Below are 21,675 nucleotides of genomic sequence, written 5' to 3'. Positions count from 1 at the left end.
TCTTGTTCGTTGAACCGGGCTGGAGAGAGCATCACCGCCACCATGGCAGAACCGCGTATCTTGCTGGTAGTGGGCGGGGGCATCGCCGCCTACAAGTCGTGCGAACTGGTCCGCCTGATCAAGAAGGGTGGGGGGGACGTGACGTGCGTCCTGACCGAAGGCGGCGCGCAATTCGTCACGCCGATGAGCCTTGCGGCGCTCAGCGGCAACCAGGTCCATTCGACACTGTGGGACCTCAAGGATGAGGTCGAGATCGGCCATATCCAGCTCAGCCGGCAGGCGGACCTGGTGGTCGTGTGCCCGGCGACGGCAGACTTGCTGGCCAAGATGGCGGCAGGCATCGCCGACGATCTCGGCACCACGCTGATCCTGGCGACCGACAAGCCGGTCATGGCGGTCCCGGCGATGAACGTGCGCATGTGGGAACACGAGGCAACGCAGCGCAACGTGACCTGGCTCAAGCAGGCCGGGGTGCACGTGATGCAGCCCGACGATGGCGAGATGGCCTGCGGCGAATACGGCCCTGGGAGGCTGCCGGAACCGGAGATGATCTGGCTCGAGATCGCCGAGAAGCTGGGCCTCGACCCTGGCGAGGCCGGATTGCGCGAGGTGACGAGCTATCTCGAAGCGATCGAGCCGGAAGACGAGCCCGAGAGCGAGCACGAGGCGGAACACGGCAAGCCGGGCGGCCTGGCGGGCCTGCTCGCCTCGCTCATCCCGCGGAGCACGCCGCGCCGGATCGAACCGGACGAAGTGCGATACGTGGAAGAGCCGTTCGCCGATGAGCCGCTGGACGAACTCAAGCCGGATGGGCCGCCGCTGCCGGAGCCCGACCTGACGGGTGGCCCGCTGATCGTGAAGAAGGGGCAGGCAAGGTCTGCCCCGCCGACCGACCGAGATGCGATCAATCACGAGGTCAATCCGGCGCAGGCGCCCCCCGAACCGCCAGGATTCGATCCGCTCGAGGGTCAGCCCGATTTCGACGTCGACCCCGAACACCGCCCATTGTTCGGCAAGCATGTCCTCGTCACTGCCGGGCCGACGCACGAGCCCATCGACCCGGTGCGCTTCATCGCCAACCGCTCCTCCGGAAAGCAGGGCTTCGCGATCGCCGCCGCGGCCGCGGCCGCAGGCGCGCGGGTGACCCTGGTCTCGGGACCGGTGACTTTGGCGACTCCTCCGGGCGTCGACCGCATCGATGTGGAAAGCGCCCAGGAGATGGCCGCCGCGGTCAAGGCTGCGCTTCCGGCCGACGCCGCGGTGATGGTCGCCGCCGTCGCCGACTGGCGGACGAAGGACTTCGTGCAGGAAAAGATCAAGAAGCGCGGCTCGGCCCCTCCGGCGCTGATCCTTGCCGAGAACCCCGACATCCTCGCCTCCGTCGCGGCGAGCAATCAGCGGCCCCGGCTGCTGGTCGGTTTCGCCGCCGAAACCGAGAACGTGATCGACAACGCCACTCGCAAGCGCAAGAGCAAGGGCGTGGACTGGATTGTCGCCAACGACGTCGGCCATGCTGACGGCAAGAGCGGCGTGATGGGTGGCGACGAAAACACCGTCCACCTGATTACCGAAGGCAAAGTCGAAGATTGGGATCCGATGAGCAAGCAGGCGGTCGCACGGCGGCTGGTGGAGAAAATGACCGAGGTTCTGACCAGTGAGTGATGCGACAGTCGGTGTGCGGATCAAGCGTTTGCCGCACGGCGTAGGCCTCGCCCTCCCAGCTTATGCGACCCACGGTGCCGCGGGCATGGACGTGCTGTCCGCCGAGGATGTGACTCTGGCGCCCGGCGCGCGCCACGCGGTTGCGACAGGCTTCGCGGTGGCCATCCCGGCCGGATACGAGATCCAGGTTCGCCCGCGTTCGGGGCTGGCCCTGAAGCACGGCATCAGCGTGCCCAACACGCCCGGGACGATCGATTCCGATTATCGCGGTGAGGTGAAGGTGATCCTGATCAACCTCGGCAGCGAGAGCTTTGCGATCGCTCGCGGCGACCGTGTTGCCCAGCTCGTGCTCGCGCCGGTGACGCTGGCGTCATGGCAGGAAGCCGATGAGCTGGACGATACCGCGCGAGGCGCCGGCGGGTTCGGCTCGACCGGCGGGCATTCAGCCCTGGTCTGAGCCAAACCCGCGCGGCAGTTCAGTCGCGGCTGGCGGTCTGCTTCTCTGGCGCGATCGAAATGCGCACCGTCTCGCCCGAGTTGCCCGGGAAGCCCACGAACATCGCATCGACGAGGTTCGGCACGAGGTACTGCAGCCGGTTCGAGGTCGACAGCGCCTGGGCGTTGCCTTCGAACAGTCGCACGCCATCAGCCGCGCGGTCGATCTTCAGGTCGACGCCGCTGGTGAAGACGGTGTAGCTGTAGACGTCGTTGAAGAATGCCGAATTCCAGCCCCAGCCCCACGGGCCGCCGCGGGAACCATAGAAACCCCCGCGCCAGCCCGGGCGATAGCCGTACCACGAGCCCCAGGGGTCCGAGAAACCGGTCGAGCGAATGCGCTCGCGCCCGTTGTCGACGCCATAGTCGAAGCTCACGATCAGGTCGGCGCCCTGGCGGTCGGTGACCGGGCGATAGCCGAGTTCCGTGAGGTGGTTGGTCACCAGCTGCGCGTAAGTGCGGAATTCGATGCCGCCTTCGAGCGCGGGATCCAGCGCAGCGACATAGAACGTCTGTCCGGCAGGGGCCGGCAACTGCGATTCAAAGCGCGAAACGTCCGCCTTGAACGGCGTGGTACAGGCGGCCAGGGCGGCCAGGGCCAGCGGCACCAGGATCAGCCTGAGGTGTCGTGCCATCTCGGACAGGTTGCTCATCTCGAAACTCTCTTTCGAAAAACCTTGTGCAACTCGAACTCGTTCGATCGGGTACGAGTTCCTAAACGTTAGAACGTGTCATATCGGAGGCGGGCTGAATAGCCGTTGAACACAAACAGCGGAAAAACCGTGGTTTTTCAAAGAGCACCAGCGCCCACGAGGCGCCGATCGTGCGGAATCGCCGCCCGGACGGCCTGTTCTGGATACAGGACCTTCCGGGTCGGACGATAACTTATTGGATAGTCAGCGACTCCGGGCTCGAGCCGTCAGCCGCGCACCAGCCCCAATGCCCGATAGGCTTGATCCAGCGTCGGACCGGCGATCTGCCGGGCCTTGGCAGCGCCGCGGGCGAGAATCGCGTCTAGCGATTCCCGGTCCTCGAGCAGCCCGGTGAAACGCGCCGTGATCGGGCTCAAGGTCTCCACCAGCAGTTCGCCCAGGGCGGGCTTGAATGACCCGAAACCCTGGCCGCCGTGTTCGGCCAGGACATCGGCCACCGACTTGTCGGTCAGCGCCGCGTAGATCGTGACCAGGTTGAGCGCTTCAGGCCGGCCTTCAAGTCCCGCTTCCTCACTCGGCAGCGGTTCGGGGTCCGTCTTGGCCTTCTTGACCTTCTTCATCACCTCGTCGGAATCGTCGGCGAGGTTGATGCGGCTCATGTCCGAAGGGTCGGACTTGCTCATCTTCGCCGTGCCGTCACGCAGCGACATGATCCGCGCCGCGCCGGGCGGGATGATCGGGTCGGGCAGGGTGAACACCGGGGCGTCCTCGGTGCAGAAGTCGTTGTTGAACTTCTGCGCGATGTCCCTCGCCAGCTCCAGGTGCTGTTTCTGGTCGTCGCCCACGGGAACGTGGGTGGCCTGGTAGAGCAGCACGTCGGCCGCCTGCAGCACCGGGTAAGTGAACAGCGCTACGCTGGCCCCCTCCCGGTTCTTGCCGGACTTGTCCTTGAACTGCGTCATGCGGGAGAGCCAGCCCATGCGGGCGGTGCCGTTGAGCAACCATTGCAGTTCGGCATGGGCGGGCACCTGAGCCTGGTTGAACAGGATCGAACGGGTCGGATCGATGCCGCAGGCGACGACCGCCGCAGCCATCTCGAGCGTGGCGGCCTTCAGCTCGGCCGGGGAGTGGGGCATCGAAATGGCGTGGAGGTCGGCGAGGAAGAACAGGCATTCGCTGTCCGCGTCCATCGCGTCCTGCATGCGGACCCAGTTACGGATCGCGCCAAGGTAATTGCCGAGGTGAAGGGAGCCGGTGGGCTGGATGCCGGAAACAACGCGCATGATGAGAGTCTCTCAGAACTTGAATTGATAGGGGAGGCCGCCCGAAAAGCGGGGCGGCGAGCGCTCAAAAAGAGGCGCGCGTCCGCCATCGCCAGGCCGCCCGGCCACGCGCCATGAAACGGCACGAGCTCTTACGTGAAGGGGCGGCGGGATGTTCCATCGTCGGCGCCGATAGCACAATCGGCGGCGCGCGACAGCCCTACTCGGAAAGGTTGACCGATTGCGCCGGGCGCTTGCGGCGAAGCTGGGCGATCAGGTCCTTGTCGATCGCCCCGATCAGCCACGCGACCGCGAAGAACACGAAGCCACCGGCGCCGACCAGCAGCGCAAGCGACCACACGCGCTCAAGGACATTACCGCCGTAGTGATCGGCCAGAGCCGGGGTCAGCCACCATAGCAGGGCACTCATCACCGCCGTGGCGACCAATTGCCGGGCGATGCGGCCGGCGAGCTTGCCGGTGAAGTGGAACCACCCGCGCAGTTGCAGCAGCGTGTAAAGCGTCAGCACGTTGAGCGTGGCGGTGAAGGCGGTTGCGGCTGCCAGGCCGACGATGCCGAAGCGGGGCACGACCCAGAAATTGAGCGCGATATTGATCGTCAGCACGCAGGCGGCGACGTAGACCGGTGTACGAGTATCCTCGCGGCTGAAGAACGCCGGCTGGAATACCTTCACCAACACGTAGGACGGCAGGCCCGCAACCAGCGCGACGACGATGTTGGCCATGAGCGCGCCATTGGCCTCGGTCATCTTGCCGCCGACAAAGAAGGCGGTGACGAAGGCCGGCGCACAGATCGCTAGTGCGGCGGCAGCGGGCAGGGTCAGCAGCGTTCCGACTTCGACCGCATTCGACTGCAGGCGTTGCGCTTCCTTGGCGTCGCCGGTCTGGATGTGGCGTGCGAGCATCGGCAGGATTGCCGTGCCAAGCGCAATGCCGAAGATCCCGAGCGGCATCTGGTTGAGCCGATCGGCCATCTTGAGCAGCGTCAGCGAACCCTGAGGCAGGCTGGTGGCGAAGAACGTGTCGACCAGCTGGCTGATCTGGTAAACGCCCGCGCCGAACGTGGCTGGCAGGATCAGCATTCCAAGCCGCTTCACCTCGGGGGTGAATTTCGGGAACGAGACCTTGAGGTGCACGCCTGCCTTGCGCGTGGCCCAGGACATGTAGGCGAGCTGCGTCACACCGGCGAAGGCCAGGGCCACCGACTGGGCGTAGGCCACCGTCACGTCGCTGCCGGTGACGTTCTCACGCAAGTAGTAACCGACCACGATGCCGCCGATCAGCACCACGTTGAGCAGCACCGGCACGAACGCGCCGGGCGCAAAGCGCGAACGGGCGTTGAGCAGGCCCGAGAGCATCGCCACCAGGCTGACCAGCATCAGGTAGGGAAAGGTGATCCGCGAGAGGCTGACCGCGAGCTCGAACTTGCCCGGGACTTCCTGGTACTCGCGCGCCAGTAGCCAGACGATGCCCGGCATGAGCAGCATCGCAAGCGCCGAAAAGCCCAGGAGCACCCAGACGAACACTGCCAGTACGTCGTTGGCGAAGCGGTCGGCCGCCTCTTCTCCGCCTTCGCCGTGGAGCGCGCGGGAGTACATCGGCACGAAGGCAACCGAGAATGCCCCTTCGGCGAACAGTCGGCGGAAGGTGTTGGGCAGGGTGAAGGCAAGCTGCCACGCGTCAGCTGCCAGCCCGGCTCCGAGGACCCGGGCGAGCAGCATGTCGCGGATAAAGCCGAACACCCGGCTGACGGCGGTCAGCCCGCCGATCGTGCCGACGTTCTTGACGAGGCTCATGGAGCGAACCTCAGCAGGGCCGTAAGATCAGGCCTCGCCGACAGGAGCGTTCTGTTCGGCCTGCTGGGCCTGCGCCTGGAGTTGCTGGACGTAGAGGCCGTTGAAATCGACCGGATCGAGCAGCAGCGGAGCAAAGCCCGCGTCGCGCACGGCATCGCCGACGATGCGGCGAGCGAAGGGGAACAGGATGCGCGGCGCTTCGGCGTAAGTGAAGGCGTGCTTCTGTTCGTCGCTCATATTGCGCATTCCGACGAGGCCGCAATATGACAGTTCGACGATATAGGCGGTGCCCTGGGCGGTCTTGTTGGTGACCGAGATCTTCAGTTCGATCTCGTGGACCTCTTCGTTGATCTTGCGCGCGGCGATGTTGAACTGCACGTCGATCTGCGGCTGGTCCGTCCACTGGAAGCTCTCGGGAGCCTTTGGATTCTCTACCGAAAGATCCTTCACGTACTGCGTCAGGAGACCCGCGACAGGCAGGGTATCCGCGCCATTGCCAGCGCTGGCGGCATCGGAATCGAGATTGGTGAGGACGTCGCCCTGTTCGGCCATGATGGTATTCGACTTTCGAAAAATGGGTTTGGGGCGCGCTAGCACCGCCATTGCGCCGCCGCAACGGCTGCCTAAAAAGCGTAATCTCTCAGGAGCCAGTGGGCCTGACAGGAGTTGTTCATTTGTGTATGGCAACTATCTTAAGCATAAGTAGGCTCTGGCCGTTCGTCCGTGGACGAGCCGGGTCGCAGATCGGACAAGCGTAGTGATCATTGAAATTGTCATCCTGGCCATGATCGCAGCCTTTCTAGGGCTGCGGCTTTATTCCGTGCTCGGCCGCCGTGCCGAGCATGAAGAAGAGCCGGTGCCGACTCGCTTCGAGCGGGGCGAAACTGGCAACGCGCCGCGCCAGATGACGACTTCCGCTGTCGAGCTGCCGAACAACAGCCGCGAGATTGCGGGCTTCCCGCCCGCCATCGAACAGGGGCTGCGCGATATCAGCGTTGCCGACCGCCGGTTCGACCTGCTGAGCTTCCTCGAAGGCGCCAAGGCGGCCTACGGCATGGTGCTCGAAGCCTTCTGGCGCGGGGACAAGGACGAACTGCGCCAGCTGTGCGACGATGACGTATACCAAAGCTTCTCCGCAGCGATCGACCAGCGCGAGGCCGCGGGCGAGACGCTCGACAACCGGCTGATCCGAATCGAGGACACAGTGGTGCACATGGCCCGGCTTGACGGGCGCGTGGCGCGTGTGGCGGTGCGCTTTACTGCCGATATCGCCGCGGTCACGCGCGACAAGGAGGGCAACGTCGTTGCCGGCTCGCTCAACGATGCGATTGAGAGCATCGACGTGTGGACCTTCTCCCGCGACGTGAACAGCGCCGATCCCGACTGGCTGCTCGACGAAACCGACGAAGGCTGACCCCGGGTGCCGGGGGGAAGGCGTTTCCGATTCGCCGGGCTGGCAACGCTTGCCCTGCTCGCCGGGTGCGTAGCACCAAGCATCAAGCCGTCTGAGCCAAGGCCCATTGCGGTCCCGAGTCCGACGCCGACCCCAGCCACTGCGTTTGCGGCTGGAGTGCGGGCCGGCCCTGCGATCTCCGACCTGCAGCTCACCGTTTCCGATGCGCGCGGAGCGCTGACCTCTTTTCGTGAAAGCTGTCCCAAACTCCTGGCGCGCACCGACGGAAGCGGGCTGACGCAGAAGGACGATTGGCGCCCGGCTTGCTCCGCTGCCGCCGGCTGGTCGGCGGAGGACGCGCAGCGCTTCTTCGAGACGCAGTTCGAGGCGGTGATCGTCGGCGAGGGCGCTAGCCACGTCACCGGTTATTTCGAACCTGAGATCGCCGGCAGCCGCCAGCGTCGTCCGGGTTACGAAGTGCCAGTCTACCGCATGCCGCCCGACCTTGTACGCGATTGGCACGCAGGCACTCCGACTGGCGAACGGAACGGGCGCCCACCCCTCGGCCGGCGCGACGAGCGCGGGGTGTTCGGCCCCTATTTCGACCGCGCTCAGATCGAAGACGGCGCACTTGCGGGCAAGGGCCTGGAGATTGCCTGGGCGGCGGATCCTATCGAGTTCTTCTTCCTGCAGATCCAGGGATCTGGCCGCCTGCGCACGCCGGATGGCGAGGTGATCCGCATCGGCTACGCCGGGCAGAACGGGCGTTCCTACATCGCGATCGGCTCGTTGATGCGCCAGCGCGGGCTGATCGGCAGCGGGCCGGGGCAATACTCGGGCTCGATGCAGGGGATCGTGCAGTACTTGCGCGAGCATCCAGCGGAAGGCCGCGCGATGATGCGCGAGAACCAGAGCTGGGTGTTCTTCCGCGAGCTGACCGGCGACGGCCCGCTGGGTGCGCTTGAGGTGCCGGTGCGGCGGGAGAACTCGGTCGCCGCCGATCCGGCGTTCGTGCCGCTTGGCGCACCGGTGTTCATCAGTGTCGACCGGCGCGAGGCCAACGGGTTGTGGATCGCCCAGGACACCGGCGGGGCGATCAAAGGCGCCAACCGTTTCGACACGTTCTGGGGCGCGGGAAGTGACGCCCAGGTCATCGCAGGTGGCATGAACTCGCGCGGCAGGGCGCTTGTCCTGCTGCCGAAAGGGACGCTGGCGCGCTTGAGGTCGCAATGAAGGCCCCGCGCGGGCTGAGCGCGGAGGAAGCGGCGCTCTGGGCACGGGTTGCGAGTACGGTCACGCCGCTGAATCCTCCCCGGCACGGGGAGGGGGACCAGCCGAAGGCTGGTGGAGGGGCGCCCGCGACCGAACCAGAGCCCTCGAAGAAGACCCCGCCTAAACCTGCACCCAAGCCATCACCGCGCGTGCCCCTCCACCCCCGACCTGCGGCCGGCGGTCCCCCTCCCCGTAGCGGGGAGGATAAAGTCGGCCTCGATTCCTCATGGGAGCGCAAGTTGGCGAAGGCGGCGATCGATCCCGACTTCACGCTTGATCTGCACGGTCACAACCTGGAGCAGGCGCACAACCGGCTCGACATGGGTCTGATCCAGGCCAAGGCCATGGGCGCGCGGCTGGTGCTGCTGATCACCGGCAAATCGCGCCCCGTCCACGCCGCCGACCGCGGCGAGAAGCGCGGGGCGATCCGGGCAAAGGTGCTCGACTGGCTTGCGGCCGGTCCGCACAGCTCGGACATCGCCGCGATACGCAAAGCGCACCGTCGCCACGGGGGCGAGGGCGCGCTTTACCTGGTGCTCAAGCGGCGGCGTTAGGCGGGTGAGCCCACCCGGCCTTCAGTTCGCCAGCGCTTGAGGAGGCGAAGAACTCGCCACCGGAGTGAGCGACGGTTCGCCGACATATTTCTGGAAGAACTTCTTCTCGGCCAGGTTCTGGAGCGCCGACACGAACGCCAGGTCCCAAAGCTCCTCGAATCCGCTGACCGAGAACTTGGCCAGCGTTCCTTCTCCTTGAGTCTCGATGGTCTCGACCACCTTCTGCGCCGCTCGATCGTAGATTTGCCATTCGACGTTCACGGCAATGCTGCCCTTCACCCCGTTAACCGACGAGCAGACGTTGATCGTTGAGGGAACCACGGTGGCTCCGAGGAGATAGTCCCCTTTCACCTCGGACTCGGAGGCGAACAGGTCTCCCGCGGCCGTGGTGACGGCAAAGCCGCGACCCTTGATCTCTGCCGAGAACAGGTTGTCGTAGCGTTCGTTGTCCTGGGTCTTCTTTTCCTTCGGCAAATCGATGTTGGACGGGAACACGCACAAGGTGCCCCCTTTGACGCGCATCTGGATCGGGCTTGTCGCCGTATCGACGACGACCTTGCTCAGCTGGACCGATTTCGGCGCCGTTTGCGCGGCGCTCGGCACGGCGGCACAGACACTCACGCCCAACAGGGCGAGCCACAAAGTTCGCATGATTTTCCCCCCAAGTAGACTTGGTAAATCTAGCGAGGGGGAAATTCACTCGCAAGCGGGTGTTAGGCCGCCTCGGCTACGTCCTCTGCCGGCGCGTTGCGGATGATGTAGTCGAACGCAGAGAGCGCCGCCTTCGACCCTTCGCCCATGGCGATCACGATCTGCTTGTAAGGCACGGTGGTCACGTCGCCCGCCGCGAATACGCCGGGGAGGTTGGTCGCGGCCTTGTGGTCGATCACGATCTCGCCGTAGCTCGACAGCTCGAGCCCGGACTCCTTGAGCCACTCGGTGTTGGGCACCAGCCCGATCTGGACGAACACACCCTCCAGCTCGATCTTGTGCTCCTGGCCCGAGGCGCGGTTCTTGTACAACAGGCCGCTGACCCGCTCGCCGTCGCCGATAACCTCGGTGGTCTGGGCCGAGATGCGGATGTCGACATTGGGAAGGCTGCGCAGCTTGTCCTGCAGCACCTGGTCGGCGCGCAGCTGGCTGTCGAATTCGATCAGGGTCACGTGGCCGACGATGTTGGCGAGGTCGATCGCCGCTTCGACGCCCGAGTTGCCGCCGCCGATCACCGCCACGCGCTTGCCCTTGAACAGCGGGCCGTCGCAGTGCGGGCAATAGGCCACGCCGCGGTTGCGGTACTCGAACTCGCCCGGCACGCCGAGGTTGCGCCAGCGCGCTCCGGTGGCGAGCACCACCGCGCGGGCCGAGAGCGTCGCGCCGTTCTTGAGCACGACCTCATGCCAGCCGCCAGGCTTCTTCGCCGGGATCAGGCGCTCGGCTTCGGCGAGGTTCATCACGTCGATGCCGTTCTCGGCCACGTGCGCTTCGAGCGCGCGGGCGAGCTTGGGACCCTCGGTGTAGGGGACCGAGATGAAGTTCTCGATTCCCATCGTGTCGAGAACCTGCCCGCCGAAGCGTTCCGCCGCGATGCCGGTGCGGAAGCCCTTGCGCGCGGTGTAGATGCCGGCCGCGGCGCCTGCTGGCCCGCCACCGACGATGAGCACGTCGAACGGCTCCTTCTCGCCCATCTTGGCAGCGGCACGCGCAACGGCGTTGGAGTCGAGCTTGGCCAGCAATTCCTCGACGCTCATCTTGCCGCTGGCGAACATCTCTCCGTTGAGGAAGGTCGCGGGGACGGCCAAGACGTTGCGGGCGTCGACTTCCTCCTGGAAAGTGCCTCCCTCGATCAGCGTCGCGGTGATGTGCGGGTTGTAGAGCGCGAGCAGTGTCAGCGCCTGCACGACGTCCGGACAGTTGTGGCACGACAGTGAGAAGTACATCTCAAACGCGTAGTCGCCCTCGAGGTGACGGATCTGCTCGAGCACTTCGTCGGAGACCTTGGGCGGATGACCGCCGGTCCACAGCAAGGCGAGCACCAGGCTGGTGAATTCGTGGCCCATGGGCAGCCCGGCAAAGCGCACCCACACTGCTGCGTCAGACGCGCGGCGGATGATGAAGCTGGGCTTGCGTTCGTGGTCGCCGTCGAAGCGGGCCGAAACCTTGTCCGACAGTTCCGCGATCTCATTGAGCAGTTCGCGCGTCTGGTCGGACTTCGTGCCTTCGCCGAGGGAAGCGACAAGCTCGATCGGCTCCCGGAGGTTGCCGAGATACTGCTTGAGCTGTTCCTTCATCGTGGCGTCGAGCATCGAAAATTCCCTTTAGTTTGAAACGTAAAGACGGCCCGGGACAAAGGGGGGGAGGTGCCCCGGGCCGCCTTGCATCCCGCGTACGCGGGACGCGAACCGTTAGATCTTGCCGACGAGGTCGAGCGACGGGGCAAGCGTCTCGGCGCCTTCTTCCCAAGCGGCCGGGCAGACCTCGCCCGGGTGAGCGCGGACGTACTGGGCGGCCTTGATCTTGCGGACCAGCTCGTTGGCGTTGCGGCCGACACCCTCGCAGGTGATTTCCATGATCTGGATCACGCCGTCCGGATCGACCACGAAGGTCGCGCGGTCAGCCAGGCCAGCTTCTTCGCGCAGCACGCCGAAGTTCTTCGACAGGGTGTGCAGCTGGTCGCCGAGGAAGGCGTAGTTCAGCTTGCCGATCTTCTCGGAGGTGTCGTGCCAGGCCTTGTGGCTGAAGTGGGTGTCGGTCGACACGGCATAGACGTCCACATCGATCTTCTGCAGCGTGTTGTAGTGCTCGCCGAGGTCTTCGAGCTCGGTCGGGCAGACGAACGTGAAGTCCGCCGGGTAGAAGAAGAACACCGCCCACTTTCCGGCGAGGTCCTGCTCCGTAACGTCGAAGAAGTCCTTGCCCGCCTGGAAAGCGGTCGCCTTGAACGGCTTGATGGTGCTGCCGATGATACCCATGATTTCTCCGTGGTTTTTGGGTTGAACTCGAAACTCTGTGCCGCCCCAGATAGGCGTTGTTGCGATGCAAAAAAGCGATTTGTTGCGATTGCGAGGATCGAAATAATCGATCAACCGAGGGACACTTTCGAAAAGCGCAACAGGTGGTGAGGTTTTTGCATCCTCCCCGAGCTCGCTCGGGGTAGATCAAATCTCACGCAAAGCGGCAAAGCCGCGAAGAGCTAGTTCGATACTCTCTTCATTCGTCATTCCCGCGAACGCGGGAACCTAGGGCGGAACAGCGCAAGAAGAGCCGACTGGGTCCCCGCGTTCGCGGGGATGACGAAGGGTAGGAATTAGTTCTTCGCGCCTTAGCGTGAGAAAAATCTCACCCGCACTGCGCGCGGTGGAGCAGCTTATGATCGGCCAGTACCAGCGCCATCATCGCTTCCACGACCGGCGTACCGCGAATGCCGACACAAGGATCATGGCGACCCTTGGTGACGAGCTCGGTCGCTTCGCCTTCGCGCGTGATCGTCTCTTGCGGGATGAGGATCGAGCTGGTCGGCTTGAACGCCACCCGCACTACCACCGGCTGACCGGTCGAGATGCCGCCGGCGATGCCGCCCGCGTGATTGGCCAGGAACTCAGGGCCTTCTGCGCCAGGCCGCATCGGGTCGGCGTTCTGCTCGCCACGCAACGTGGCTGCGGAGAAGCCGTCGCCGATCTCGACACCCTTGACCGCGTTGATGCCCATCATCGCCGCGGCGAGGTCGGCGTCGAGCTTGCCGTAGATCGGCGCCCCCCAGCCGGCCGGAACGCCAGTGGCGACGCATTCGACCACCGCGCCGAGCGAGGAGCCGTCCTTGCGCGCGTCATCGACCAGCTTCTCCCAGCGCGCGGCGGCAGCGGCGTCAGGGCAGAAGAACGGGTTCTGGCCGATCTGCGCAGCGTCGAACGCGGCATGATCGATCCGGTCGCCGCCGATTTCGGAAACGTAGCCGATGATCGTCACTTCGGGGATGACAAGCCGCGCTACCGCGCCAGCGGCCACTCGCGCTGCGGTCTCGCGCGCCGAGGAACGCCCGCCGCCGCGATAGTCGCGGAAGCCGTACTTGGCGTCGTAGGCATAGTCGGCGTGGCCGGGGCGATAGGCCTTGGCGACTTCCGAGTAATCCTTCGACCGCTGATCGGTGTTCTCGATCAAGAGGCTGATGGGCGTGCCGGTGGTCTTCCCCTCGAACGTGCCCGAGAGGATCTTCACCAGGTCGGGCTCGCGCCGCTGGGTGGTGAACTTGCTGGTGCCAGGCTTGCGCGCGTCGAGAAGCGGCTGGATCGCCTCTTCGCTGATCGCGAGCCCCGGCGGGCACCCGTCGACCACGGCGCCCAGCGCTGGCCCATGGCTCTCGCCCCAGGTGGTAAAGCGAAGGACGCGGCCGAATGTGTTGACGCTCATGGGCCGCAGGCATTGGCGCAAGTTGCGACGGCTGTCCATATTGGCGCGGTTTGGGAGTTACTGGGGCACGCGATGGCGTGGAGGCGCGGATGGCCGCCTCAGGGGCTCAGAAGGGCTGTCTTTAGCGCCTGCTCCAGCGTCGCCGCTGCGTTGGTGCTGTCGCTTGCCCGCCAGGCGACGAAGCCGTCGGGGCGGGCTAGCAGAGCCCCCGCGGGACCGATCCCGAACCGCTCGAGCACATCGTTCGAAAGGTAGGTCCCCGACAGAGCGAAACCCACCGCCCGGCACGCCTCTGAAGCGCTATCTATCCACGCATCGCCCTGTGGTCCCATGAACAGCGCAAAGTTCGCCGCCGTCCAGTCGATCGTCGATATCCCTTCCTGCAACCACACATGCGGAACCCGGCTGCCCGGATGTCCGCGCGTCACGTCGGGATGAACGCAAGCCAGCTCGCCCTCCGGCCTCCCGCCAACGATCGCCGCCGAGCGATAGAACTGCCCGATCTCCATCGTCAGCTCATCTTTCATCTCGGGGGTGTCGGGTGCGATCTCTTCCGGCACTACGCGGCGGATGTAGCGGGCGTAGGCCTGCTCGACCGTCAGTTGCCCCACCGGGCGCCGCTCGGCCTCGTAGCTGTCGAGCAGCGCCTCGCCCGCTTCGCCTTTCAGCACTGCAGCCACTTTCCATGCGAGGTTCGCCGCGTCCTGCACCCCGGTATTGCCGCCGAACCCGCCGGTCGGCGGCACCACGTGCGCCGCGTCTCCGGCAAGGAACACTCGGCCCACGCGATAGGCATCGGCGCATTCCGCGGTGGCCTTCCAGGTGGCGACGTCTTCGATCTCGACTTCGAGGTCAGGCACCCCGACGGCCGAGCGCACCAGGGCCACGCAACGCTCGTGCGAGAGGTCACCCGCCACGTCCTTCGCACCGGGCAGCGACAAGTCGCCCAGCGTGTTGACCGCCAGGAAGCCGCGCGTCCCGCCTGCCTCGAAGCGGAAGAACCCGCGCTGGTCCGCGTTGACCACGTAGATCACGCCCAGCTGGCGCCCCTCGAGCCACGGACGGCAGTCGGCCTTGAAGTAGATCGTGATGCTGTCGGAGAGCAGGCCGGGCCCGCTCATGCCGATGCCGAGCGCCTCGCGCACCGGGCTGCGGTTGCCGTCGGCCGCGATCATGTACTTGGCGCGGATTGTGCGCAGGTCTCCGGTGTCGAGATCGCGCACTTCGGCGAGCACGTGGTCGTCGTAGCTGCCGAACCCGACCAGTTCGGAACGGTAGGAGAGTTTCGCCCCAAGCTCCGCGGCGCGCTTGTGCAGCAGCGGCTCGAGGCTTTGCTGGGTCATGAAGAATCGGCGGCTTGGGCTATAGGGCTCGACGCCGGCGTTGATGCTATCGACGTGGCGGGCGAGTTCACGCCCGGCGAGCGATTCCACCGCGTTGATCCCCCCATCGGGGCCGAATTGCTCTTCCGAAGCCTGGCGGATCGCCGGCTCCAACCCGATCCGGCGATAGGCCTCCATCGTGCCGATATGGAAGTATCCGGCGCGCGGGTGGATCGAAGTCCCCGCGTGCTTTTCGATCACTCGGGCCTCGATCCCATGCGCTCCCAGGAACGCCGCCGCCGACAGCCCGACCAGGCTGCCGCCGACGATCAGCACGTCGCAAAGCTCATCGGGCCGCGCCGCCATTTGTTTTCTCCTCTTCCCCGCAGGCATCCTAGGCCACGGCGGAACGCTGGCAAGCGCGACGAAGAGGCTTTAGAGCCTGCCAAAGCCAAGGAGGAACGATGGAGCATTCGGAGACCGGTTTCCTCTTGCGTGACGGCTTCGTCATGCTCGGGTTCGCGCTGTTCTTCGTGCTGCTGTTCCGGCGCCTGGGACTCGGCGCGACCTTGGGTTACCTCCTCGCCGGGGTGACCATCGGTCCTTACGTGCTGGGTCTGGTTGGCGACGCCGAGGAAATGAGCGGCATCGGTGAGCTCGGCATCGTGCTGCTGCTGTTTATCGTCGGGCTGGAGCTGAATCCCTCGCGGCTGTGGCGGATGAAGCGGGAAATCTTCGGGCTCGGCCTGTTGCAAGTCGTGCTGTGCGGCCTGGCGCTGACCGGGGTGATCCTGCTCTGCACCGTGTTTTCGCCCGCCGCGGCGCTGGTGATCGGGCTGCCGCTGGCGCTGTCTTCGACCGCGCAGGTGCTGCCGATGCTGCAATCGGCCGGGCGTTTGCGTTCGCCGTTCGGAGAGCGGGCCTTTGCGATCCTGCTGTTCCAGGACCTGTCGATCATCCCGCTGATCACAATCGTCACCGCGCTCAGCCGCAATCCGGCCGATCTCGAAGGTCCCTCCGGGTGGCTGACAGCGGCGCTCACAGTGGTCGCGATCATTGGCTTGATCGCCGCGGGACGTTTCCTGATCCGGCCTCTGTTCCGCCTGATCGGCGGGCTGGGTGAGCGCGAGATGTTCATCGTCGCCGCGCTGTTCACGGTGGTTGCTTCGGCTGCAGTGATGCAGGCCATCGGGGCAAGCACCGCGCTCGGGGCCTTCGTTGCAGGCGTGATGCTGGCGGATTCGCCCTATCGGCACGAGCTGGAGGCGGACGTCGAGCCATTCCGTTCGATCCTCCTCGGACTGTTCTTCCTCTCGGTCGGCATGCTGCTCAACCTCGACGCGATCTCGGAGCGGCCGCTGTTCGTGTTCGGCCTGGCGATGGTGCTGGTGGCGGTGAAGGCGCTGGTGATCTTCGGCCTCTGCCTGGCGTTCAAGATGCACTGGCGTCCGGCGCTCGGGATGGGCCTGCTCTTGAGCCAGGGTGGCGAGTTCGGGTTCGTGCTGTTCGCCGCGGCGCACGACGCGCTGCTCATCAGCGACGAGGCGGCCAGCCTGTTCGGCGCCGTGGTGACCGTGTCGATGGCGACCACGCCGTTCCTGATGTCGGTGACCAAGAGTTTCCGGCGAAGCCCGGAGCAGCTGAAGGAATCCCGCGAAGGTCCCTCGGAACAGACCGCCGGGGCGCTGATCGTCGGTTATGGACGCTTCGGCCAGACCGTGGCGCAGACGCTGGTCGCGGGCGGCATCACGGTGACGCTGGTCGATAGCGACGTCGAGATGATCGACGTGGCCGAACAGTTCGGCGCCAAGGTCTACTTCGGCGACGGTACGCGCGTGGACCTGCTGCGCCAGGCCGGCGCGGCCGAGGCCGAACTTATCATGTTCTGCATCGACCAGGAGCAGATCGAGCCCGAGTTCGTCCACGCGGTCCACAAGAGCTTTCCGCAAGCCGCGATCTATGTCCGCGGGTTCGACCGCCGCAGCGTGTTGAAGCTGAGCGATACGCCAGCCGAATACGTCGTGCGCGAGGTGCTTGAATCCGCGCTTCGCATGGCGCGCATGGCGCTGCAGAAGATGGGCCTCAGCGAAGAGGCGATCGAACGCGCCGAGAGCCTCTACCGCGCGACCGACCGCGAACGCCTGTCAAAGCAGATCGCCGCCGGCGACTTGCGCGCGGCGCGGGGGATCGTCCTAACAGAACCGCAAGTGCATGACCCGGTGGCGAACGATCCCGCCTAGAGCGCCAGCTCGTAGAGGAACTCGTCGTCGCGGTGGTTGCCGACCCAGAAGTCGATGTCGGCGACTTTGGTGAAGCCGTAGCGCTGGTAGAATCGCTGGGCGCCGAAGTTCTCGCTGAATACCGATAGCTGCAGAACATCAGCACCCCAGGCGCGCGCTTCGGCGATGGCCCATTCGATGAGCGCGGCGCCGAGGCCGTGGCCGGTCATGTCTCCCGCGCAGTAGAGTTGGCTAAGGTACACCGGCTTGCGCGGCTGAGGATCGGGTCGGCCGTCCATGAGGTGACCGCGGACGATCAACGAGTAGGCCGCCAGCTTGCCATCGACCTCGGCCACCTGGATCAAGGTCGGCGGATCGGCCAGGTGAGCGCGGAACGCCTCGGGCGTGCGATATTCCTCGAGGAAGCCTTCGAGATCTTCGGGCCGATAGAGACGGCCGAAGGCGGCGATGAAGCTGTCACGGCCCAGCTTGGCAAGCGCTTCGGCGTCGCTGGCGGTGGCGGGGCGGAGAAGGGTGGTCAAAGGGCGCGCTCCATGCAGATCGAGAAGTCGTCCGAGACGTAGTTGCCGAACGGCGCGCATTCGCTGAAGCCGTGCTTTCGGTAGAGCGATTGCGCCGGTTGGAACGGTTCGGGGCGACCGGTCTCCAGGCCCAGCCAGCCATAGCCTCGCCGCTCGGCCTCGGCCATCAAGTGCAGCAGGATCGCCTCGCCCGCACGCTTGCCGCGATACTCGGGGGCCGCGCGCATCGACTTGAGCTCGCCATGTGTCGCGTCGAGTTCCTTGATCGCGCCGACCGCGGCGAGCTTGTCTCCATCCCAGGCGCTGAAGAAGGTCACATCGGGCTGGCGCAGCCGTTCGACCGGCATGGCGTGCACGCTTTCCGGCGGAGACCAGCGGTGCATCTCCGAAAGGTGAAACTCAAGCAATGCGGTCACCTCGGCGCCGGTCAGGTCGTCGAGCCTGATGTCGTAGTCAGTCATTTCCGCTCTGTGCTACGCCACGACCCGTGCTGACAAGACCGTCCTTGCGCCGTCGTCTCACGTTGGTCGCAGCCCCGCTGGACCTGATCGCGAGCCCGGCTCAGGCGCAGGACGAGCAGGCCTGGGCCAAGGCCCCCGACGTGGCGGTTGGTGGGCTAGTCCTCTGGTCTGTCGCTGTTCCGCTGGGGAAGAAGGGCGGCGGGGCGGCGTTTGCGATGGCGCTCTAGAGCGGCGGAGAAAGGAGAGGGAGGCGGCTGCTGGTGGTTCGACAAGCTCACCACGAACGGAGTTCTAGACTACGGATATACACCACATCCGTTCGTTCTGAGCTTGTCGAAGGACGCTGGCCCCAGGACTAACGGTCGAACTTGTCCTTCTTGCGCTTGCCGAAGCGCATCCCGCTTTCCAGCCTGGCGCGGAGCGCTTCGTAGAAGGCCTCGAGGAACTTGCGGTCATCGCCGTGTCCGGGCTCCCAGCCGATCTTGCGGCAGATCGCCTCCACCACCTTGCGCTGCGCCTCGGGATTGTCGTTCCGCAGGACGCCTTCGAGCACTTGCAGCTCATGCTCGCCGTACACCGATAGCTCCGCCTCTCCGAAGCGGTAGGCGCCCGGAGTGCGCGGGGTGAGCGACATGGCCTCAGGCAATTTATGCCGCTCCGCCTCTACCACCCAGGTGCCCGCGATCAGGTCTCCGGCGCGCAGGGCGTCGCGGTTGAAGAACGGGAACAGCACGAACACCGCCAGCCACACGCCCGCCGCGATCCCGGCGACGCCGCTTGCCCCGCCCGAGAAGAGGAACACCACCGGCACGAACACCTCGACGTCGCGCATCAGGTTGCGGGCGATCACCGCCTCTGCGGTCAAGCGTCCGCCGCCCCGGGCCGCGACGCGAATGCCAAGCGCGCGCTTGCCGGGCGTCGCCCCGCGCGGGCCGATCTCGAACCACAGGAAGTAGCCGTAACGGGCCAGGAACAGGAACAGGATCACGAGGACGAGCAAGACCTCGACACCTGGCGACACCTGTTCGCTTTCGGCTTGGGACATTCCGATGCCGAGGGCCACGAGCAGCAGCGAAAACACGATCAAGCCGAGGAAGATCATGCCCAGGTCGAGCATGAGCGCGCCTGCCCGCGCGCCCTTGGATGCGACGGTGAGCGGCAGCGAAAGCCCCTCGGGTGTCACGAGCTCGCGGTGGCGTTTGGCCTCGAGGCCTTTGCGGGCAGCGATGGCGTTCACGATATCGCTCCCAGGTTGCCCTTTCGCCGTCCGGCGAAGGCGAAATAGGTCAGCCACAGCAGCAGCATCACACTTCCGATGGCGCCGCGCGCCGCGGGTAGCTCGACCAGCTGACGGGCGAACCCTTCCAGCAGGCCGGCAATCGCCAGCATGAACACCACACCCGCCATGACTTGCGCCGCTCGGCGTCCACTGGAGGCGGCTGCGGCCATGACGGAGCGGTCGCCGGGAAAGGCCATTGTCCGCCCGACGTGCAGACCCGCCGCACCGGCCAGCAGGATTGCGCCGAACTCCGTCGTCCCGTGGACCGAGAGCCAGGCGACGAATTGCCACCCGAGACCGGCCTTGAAGAAGACCCACAGCATCGCCCCCAAGGAGGCCATGTTGTAGACCAGCAGCAGCAGCGTCGGGATGCCAAAGGCAAACCCGAGCGCGAAAGCCAGGATCGAAACGGAGGAGTTGTTGGAGAACAGGAAGGTGGCGAAAACCGTCAATCCTTCGCTGTCGTCCGCCCCCTTGAGCGTCTCAGCCAGAGCTGCGCGATCCGCCCCCGGTTCGCGCCCGCCTGCCATCTCTCCAGGAACCAGCGCGTAATACCATTCGGGCTCTTGCGACACGAGCACCCAGCCGGCCGCGGTCCCGGCGACCATCACCGCCAGGGCGATGGCAATCTCCAGCCAGATCGCTCGCACCGCGATGCTCCAGCCGCCGCCGAGGAACTGCCGCAGCCAGCCAAAAAGCGAGGTGCGCGGGCCGTAGACCTGGAACCAGGCGCGCCGGACCAGGGCTTCGAGATAGGCAAGCGTCGCCGCATCGAGCGAAGTCTCGCGCGCAACGGCGAGGCTCGAGGCGGCCTGGCGGTAAAGCACCGGGAGCGCCAGCAGATCCTCGTCCGAAATGCGGCGCAGCCGGTTCTTTTCGAGCGAGATGACAATCCCTTCCAGCCGGCGCCAGTCGCTCTCGCGTTCGAGCCGGAAACGGTCAGAGCGAAGCGACGCCGCCTCGATGTCGGGCAGCGGCGCGATCTCGGGCTTCTTGAACAGGGCCAGCGCCATCAGCCGACCGCCTCCATGCGCTTGGCCTGGAGGTAGCGATCGAGCAAGCGATAGCCGATCGCCTCCCACGGGGCTTCGATCACATCGACTCCCAACCGGCGCAGCCGCTGCAACACCAGCGCGCGTTGGCGGGCGAGACCATCCGCCGCGACAGCGGTCGCCAGGTCGCGCACAGTGGCGGGCTCCGCCCCGGTCAGGTCGGAGAGTTCCTCGTCGGCCATGGTCACGAAAATCACCAGGTGATGGCGCACCAGCCGTTCGACGCTTTCGACCATGATTTCGGCGGAAGTCGGATCGGTGAAGTCGGAGAACAGCACGATCAAGGATCGGCGCTTGAGCTTGGCGGTCAGGGTGGCGAGCGCGAGGGTGAAGTTCGGTTCGCGCGGGATGTAGTCGAGCTCAGCCGCGGCCCGCTGCAACCGGTTGAAGCCGCGCGAATCGAGCGCGAACGGGGTCATCAGCTCAGGCTTGTCGGCGAAGCCGAACAGCGCGACGCGGTCGCCGCCCTTGAGCGCGACATAGGCCGCCATCAGCGCAGCGGAGATCGCCCGGTCGATCCGCGGCAATCCCTCGACGGGCTCGCTCATCGACTGGCCGCAATCGAACGCGAAGACGATCTGGTTGTCGCGTTCGGATTCGTTCTCACGCGCGTAGAGCCGCGAATGGCGTGCGCTCGCCTTCCAGTCGATCCGGCGGCGGTCCATGCCCGGCTCGTATTCGCTGAGCGCTTCGAACTGGGTGCCTTCGCCCCGGATGCGGCGGGCGATCAGGCCGAACTGGGAGTCGCGCAAAAAGGTCTGGAGTACGGGAGAACGGACCGGCGATAGGTCGGGCCATACGCGCACCGGCTCGCCGAGTTCGCGGTGAGCTTGGCGATGCGCAAGGCCGAGTGGCCCGGGCCAGCGGAGCCAGAGCTCGTGCAGTGTCCCGGTTCCCCGGCGGACCGGGACGATCTCGGTCTCGCTCGACCAGACGTCAGGCACCGGGCCTGGTGCCAGGGTAAAGCTCGCCGTTCCGCGGTCGCCCAGGCGCGCATCGAAGCCCAGCGCGCCCTGCGGGGCACCGCTCCCGACCCGGCCGCCGAACTCGGCGTGAAGCAGCAGGCGCATCGGCTGGCCCACCTCGACGTCGGCCGGATAAGTCAGCTTGAGATCGTGCAACCGGCCCGCGATCAGCCCGTCGAGCGCCGTCACCACCAGCAGGGCTAGGGCCGCTGCCGGCGCCACGATCCATGCGTTCGGAGCGAACGCGCCGATCAGCACCGCTATGGGCGCCATCAGTGCCAGCAGCAGCAGGGCCCGGGCCGAAGGGACGATGCGCGACTTCAT

21 protein-coding genes are annotated in these 21,675 nt (G+C 65.8%); 7 read left to right on the top strand and 14 right to left on the bottom strand.

Annotated elements, in window-relative coordinates; translation table 11 throughout:
* Nucleotides 1–42 precede the first annotated feature (42 nt).
* Entirely contained in the window at nt 43–1,662 is a 1,620-nt protein-coding gene (locus ASD76_RS11915) for a bifunctional phosphopantothenoylcysteine decarboxylase/phosphopantothenate synthase (RefSeq protein WP_055923284.1), read from the top strand.
* A complete protein-coding gene (gene dut, locus ASD76_RS11910) occupies nt 1,655–2,119 on the top strand; it encodes a dUTP diphosphatase (RefSeq protein WP_055923283.1) in 465 nt (154 codons plus the stop codon). The genes ASD76_RS11915 and dut overlap by 8 nt, the downstream gene beginning before the upstream one ends.
* A 19-nt stretch (nt 2,120–2,138) precedes the next feature.
* On the opposite strand, the gene ASD76_RS11905 is transcribed toward dut, so the two are convergent.
* The 4 genes from ASD76_RS11905 to secB form a co-directional block, all read right to left on the bottom strand.
* Nucleotides 2,139–2,810, bottom strand: a complete 672-nt coding sequence (locus ASD76_RS11905) for a DUF4136 domain-containing protein (RefSeq protein WP_055923282.1) — start codon at nt 2,808–2,810, stop codon at nt 2,139–2,141.
* A gap of 266 nt (nt 2,811–3,076) precedes the next feature.
* Nucleotides 3,077–4,093, bottom strand: coding sequence for a tryptophan--tRNA ligase (gene trpS, locus ASD76_RS11900; protein ID WP_055923281.1), 1,017 nt, complete (start codon nt 4,091–4,093; stop codon nt 3,077–3,079).
* 199 nt (nt 4,094–4,292) lie between these two features.
* Nucleotides 4,293–5,888: a murein biosynthesis integral membrane protein MurJ gene (gene murJ / locus ASD76_RS11895; RefSeq protein ID WP_055923280.1), complete on the bottom strand. Its 1,596-nt coding sequence runs from the start codon at nt 5,886–5,888 to the stop codon at nt 4,293–4,295.
* A gap of 27 nt (nt 5,889–5,915) precedes the next feature.
* Entirely contained in the window at nt 5,916–6,440 is a 525-nt protein-coding gene (gene secB / locus ASD76_RS11890; RefSeq protein ID WP_055923279.1) for a protein-export chaperone SecB, read from the bottom strand.
* Between the two features lie 205 nt (nt 6,441–6,645).
* Between secB and ASD76_RS11885 the strand changes: the two genes are divergently transcribed.
* The 3 genes from ASD76_RS11885 (at nt 6,646) to ASD76_RS18795 (ending at nt 9,107) form a co-directional block, all read left to right on the top strand.
* A complete protein-coding gene (locus tag ASD76_RS11885) occupies nt 6,646–7,302 on the top strand; it encodes a Tim44/TimA family putative adaptor protein (protein WP_055923278.1) in 657 nt (218 codons plus the stop codon).
* Nucleotides 7,303–7,458: 156 nt separating this feature from the next.
* The gene (locus tag ASD76_RS11880; RefSeq protein WP_414826690.1) at nt 7,459–8,514 is read left to right on the top strand and encodes a murein transglycosylase A; all 1,056 of its coding nucleotides are present in this window, start codon (nt 7,459–7,461) and stop codon (nt 8,512–8,514) included.
* Between the two features lie 278 nt (nt 8,515–8,792).
* Nucleotides 8,793–9,107 (top strand): Smr/MutS family protein, encoded by a 315-nt coding sequence (locus tag ASD76_RS18795; protein WP_321164431.1) that lies wholly within the window; start codon nt 8,793–8,795, stop codon nt 9,105–9,107.
* A 21-nt stretch (nt 9,108–9,128) separates the two neighbouring features.
* Here the strand turns inward: ASD76_RS18795 and ASD76_RS11870 are convergent, their stop codons facing one another.
* The 5 genes from ASD76_RS11870 to ASD76_RS11850 form a co-directional block, all read right to left on the bottom strand.
* Nucleotides 9,129–9,758, bottom strand: a complete 630-nt coding sequence (locus ASD76_RS11870) for a hypothetical protein (RefSeq protein ID WP_055923276.1) — start codon at nt 9,756–9,758, stop codon at nt 9,129–9,131.
* Between the two features lie 62 nt (nt 9,759–9,820).
* Nucleotides 9,821–11,410 (bottom strand): alkyl hydroperoxide reductase subunit F, encoded by a 1,590-nt coding sequence (ahpF, locus tag ASD76_RS11865; protein WP_055923275.1) that lies wholly within the window; start codon nt 11,408–11,410, stop codon nt 9,821–9,823.
* A gap of 99 nt (nt 11,411–11,509) precedes the next feature.
* The gene (gene ahpC / locus ASD76_RS11860; protein WP_055924201.1) at nt 11,510–12,076 is read right to left on the bottom strand and encodes an alkyl hydroperoxide reductase subunit C; all 567 of its coding nucleotides are present in this window, start codon (nt 12,074–12,076) and stop codon (nt 11,510–11,512) included.
* Between the two features lie 367 nt (nt 12,077–12,443).
* Nucleotides 12,444–13,511 (bottom strand): chorismate synthase, encoded by a 1,068-nt coding sequence (aroC, locus tag ASD76_RS11855; RefSeq protein WP_055923274.1) that lies wholly within the window; start codon nt 13,509–13,511, stop codon nt 12,444–12,446.
* A 98-nt stretch (nt 13,512–13,609) separates the two neighbouring features.
* A complete protein-coding gene (locus ASD76_RS11850; RefSeq protein ID WP_055923273.1) occupies nt 13,610–15,199 on the bottom strand; it encodes an FAD-dependent monooxygenase in 1,590 nt (529 codons plus the stop codon).
* Between the two features lie 98 nt (nt 15,200–15,297).
* Here ASD76_RS11850 and ASD76_RS11845 point away from each other — a divergent pair, with 98 nt between their 5' ends.
* On the top strand, nt 15,298–17,073 hold the full coding sequence (locus tag ASD76_RS11845; protein WP_055923272.1) for a cation:proton antiporter: 1,776 nt from the start codon (nt 15,298–15,300) through the stop codon (nt 17,071–17,073).
* Here the strand turns inward: ASD76_RS11845 and ASD76_RS11840 are convergent.
* Both ASD76_RS11840 and ASD76_RS11835 read right to left on the bottom strand, forming a co-directional pair.
* On the bottom strand, nt 17,070–17,594 hold the full coding sequence (locus tag ASD76_RS11840) for a GNAT family N-acetyltransferase (RefSeq protein WP_055923271.1): 525 nt from the start codon (nt 17,592–17,594) through the stop codon (nt 17,070–17,072). The genes ASD76_RS11845 and ASD76_RS11840 overlap by 4 nt on opposite strands.
* Nucleotides 17,591–18,055: a GNAT family N-acetyltransferase gene (locus ASD76_RS11835; RefSeq protein WP_055923270.1), complete on the bottom strand. Its 465-nt coding sequence runs from the start codon at nt 18,053–18,055 to the stop codon at nt 17,591–17,593. Before ASD76_RS11835 ends, ASD76_RS11840 begins: the two co-directional genes overlap by 4 nt.
* Before the next feature lie 44 nt (nt 18,056–18,099).
* Here ASD76_RS11835 and ASD76_RS18335 point away from each other — a divergent pair, with 44 nt between their 5' ends.
* Nucleotides 18,100–18,282 carry a hypothetical protein gene (locus ASD76_RS18335; protein ID WP_156457698.1) on the top strand — a complete coding sequence of 61 codons (183 nt, stop codon included), beginning with the start codon at nt 18,100–18,102 and terminating at the stop codon, nt 18,280–18,282.
* 128 nt (nt 18,283–18,410) lie between these two features.
* Here the strand turns inward: ASD76_RS18335 and ASD76_RS11830 are convergent, their stop codons facing one another.
* From ASD76_RS11830 to ASD76_RS11820, 3 genes are read right to left on the bottom strand one after another with little or no spacing between them, the layout of a single operon-like run.
* On the bottom strand, nt 18,411–19,292 hold the full coding sequence (locus ASD76_RS11830) for an RDD family protein (RefSeq protein WP_055923269.1): 882 nt from the start codon (nt 19,290–19,292) through the stop codon (nt 18,411–18,413).
* Nucleotides 19,289–20,347, bottom strand: coding sequence for a stage II sporulation protein M (locus tag ASD76_RS11825; protein ID WP_055923268.1), 1,059 nt, complete (start codon nt 20,345–20,347; stop codon nt 19,289–19,291). Before ASD76_RS11825 ends, ASD76_RS11830 begins: the two co-directional genes overlap by 4 nt.
* On the bottom strand, nt 20,347–21,675 hold the full coding sequence (locus tag ASD76_RS11820; RefSeq protein WP_055923267.1) for a DUF58 domain-containing protein: 1,329 nt from the start codon (nt 21,673–21,675) through the stop codon (nt 20,347–20,349). The genes ASD76_RS11825 and ASD76_RS11820 overlap by 1 nt, the downstream gene beginning before the upstream one ends.

The sequence above is a fragment of the Altererythrobacter sp. Root672 genome, assembly GCF_001427865.1.
In the GTDB taxonomy this organism is placed as follows: domain Bacteria; phylum Pseudomonadota; class Alphaproteobacteria; order Sphingomonadales; family Sphingomonadaceae; genus Croceibacterium_A.
The sequence above is the reverse complement of the archived record's forward strand: the minus strand, read 5'-3'. Positions and strand labels throughout refer to the sequence as shown.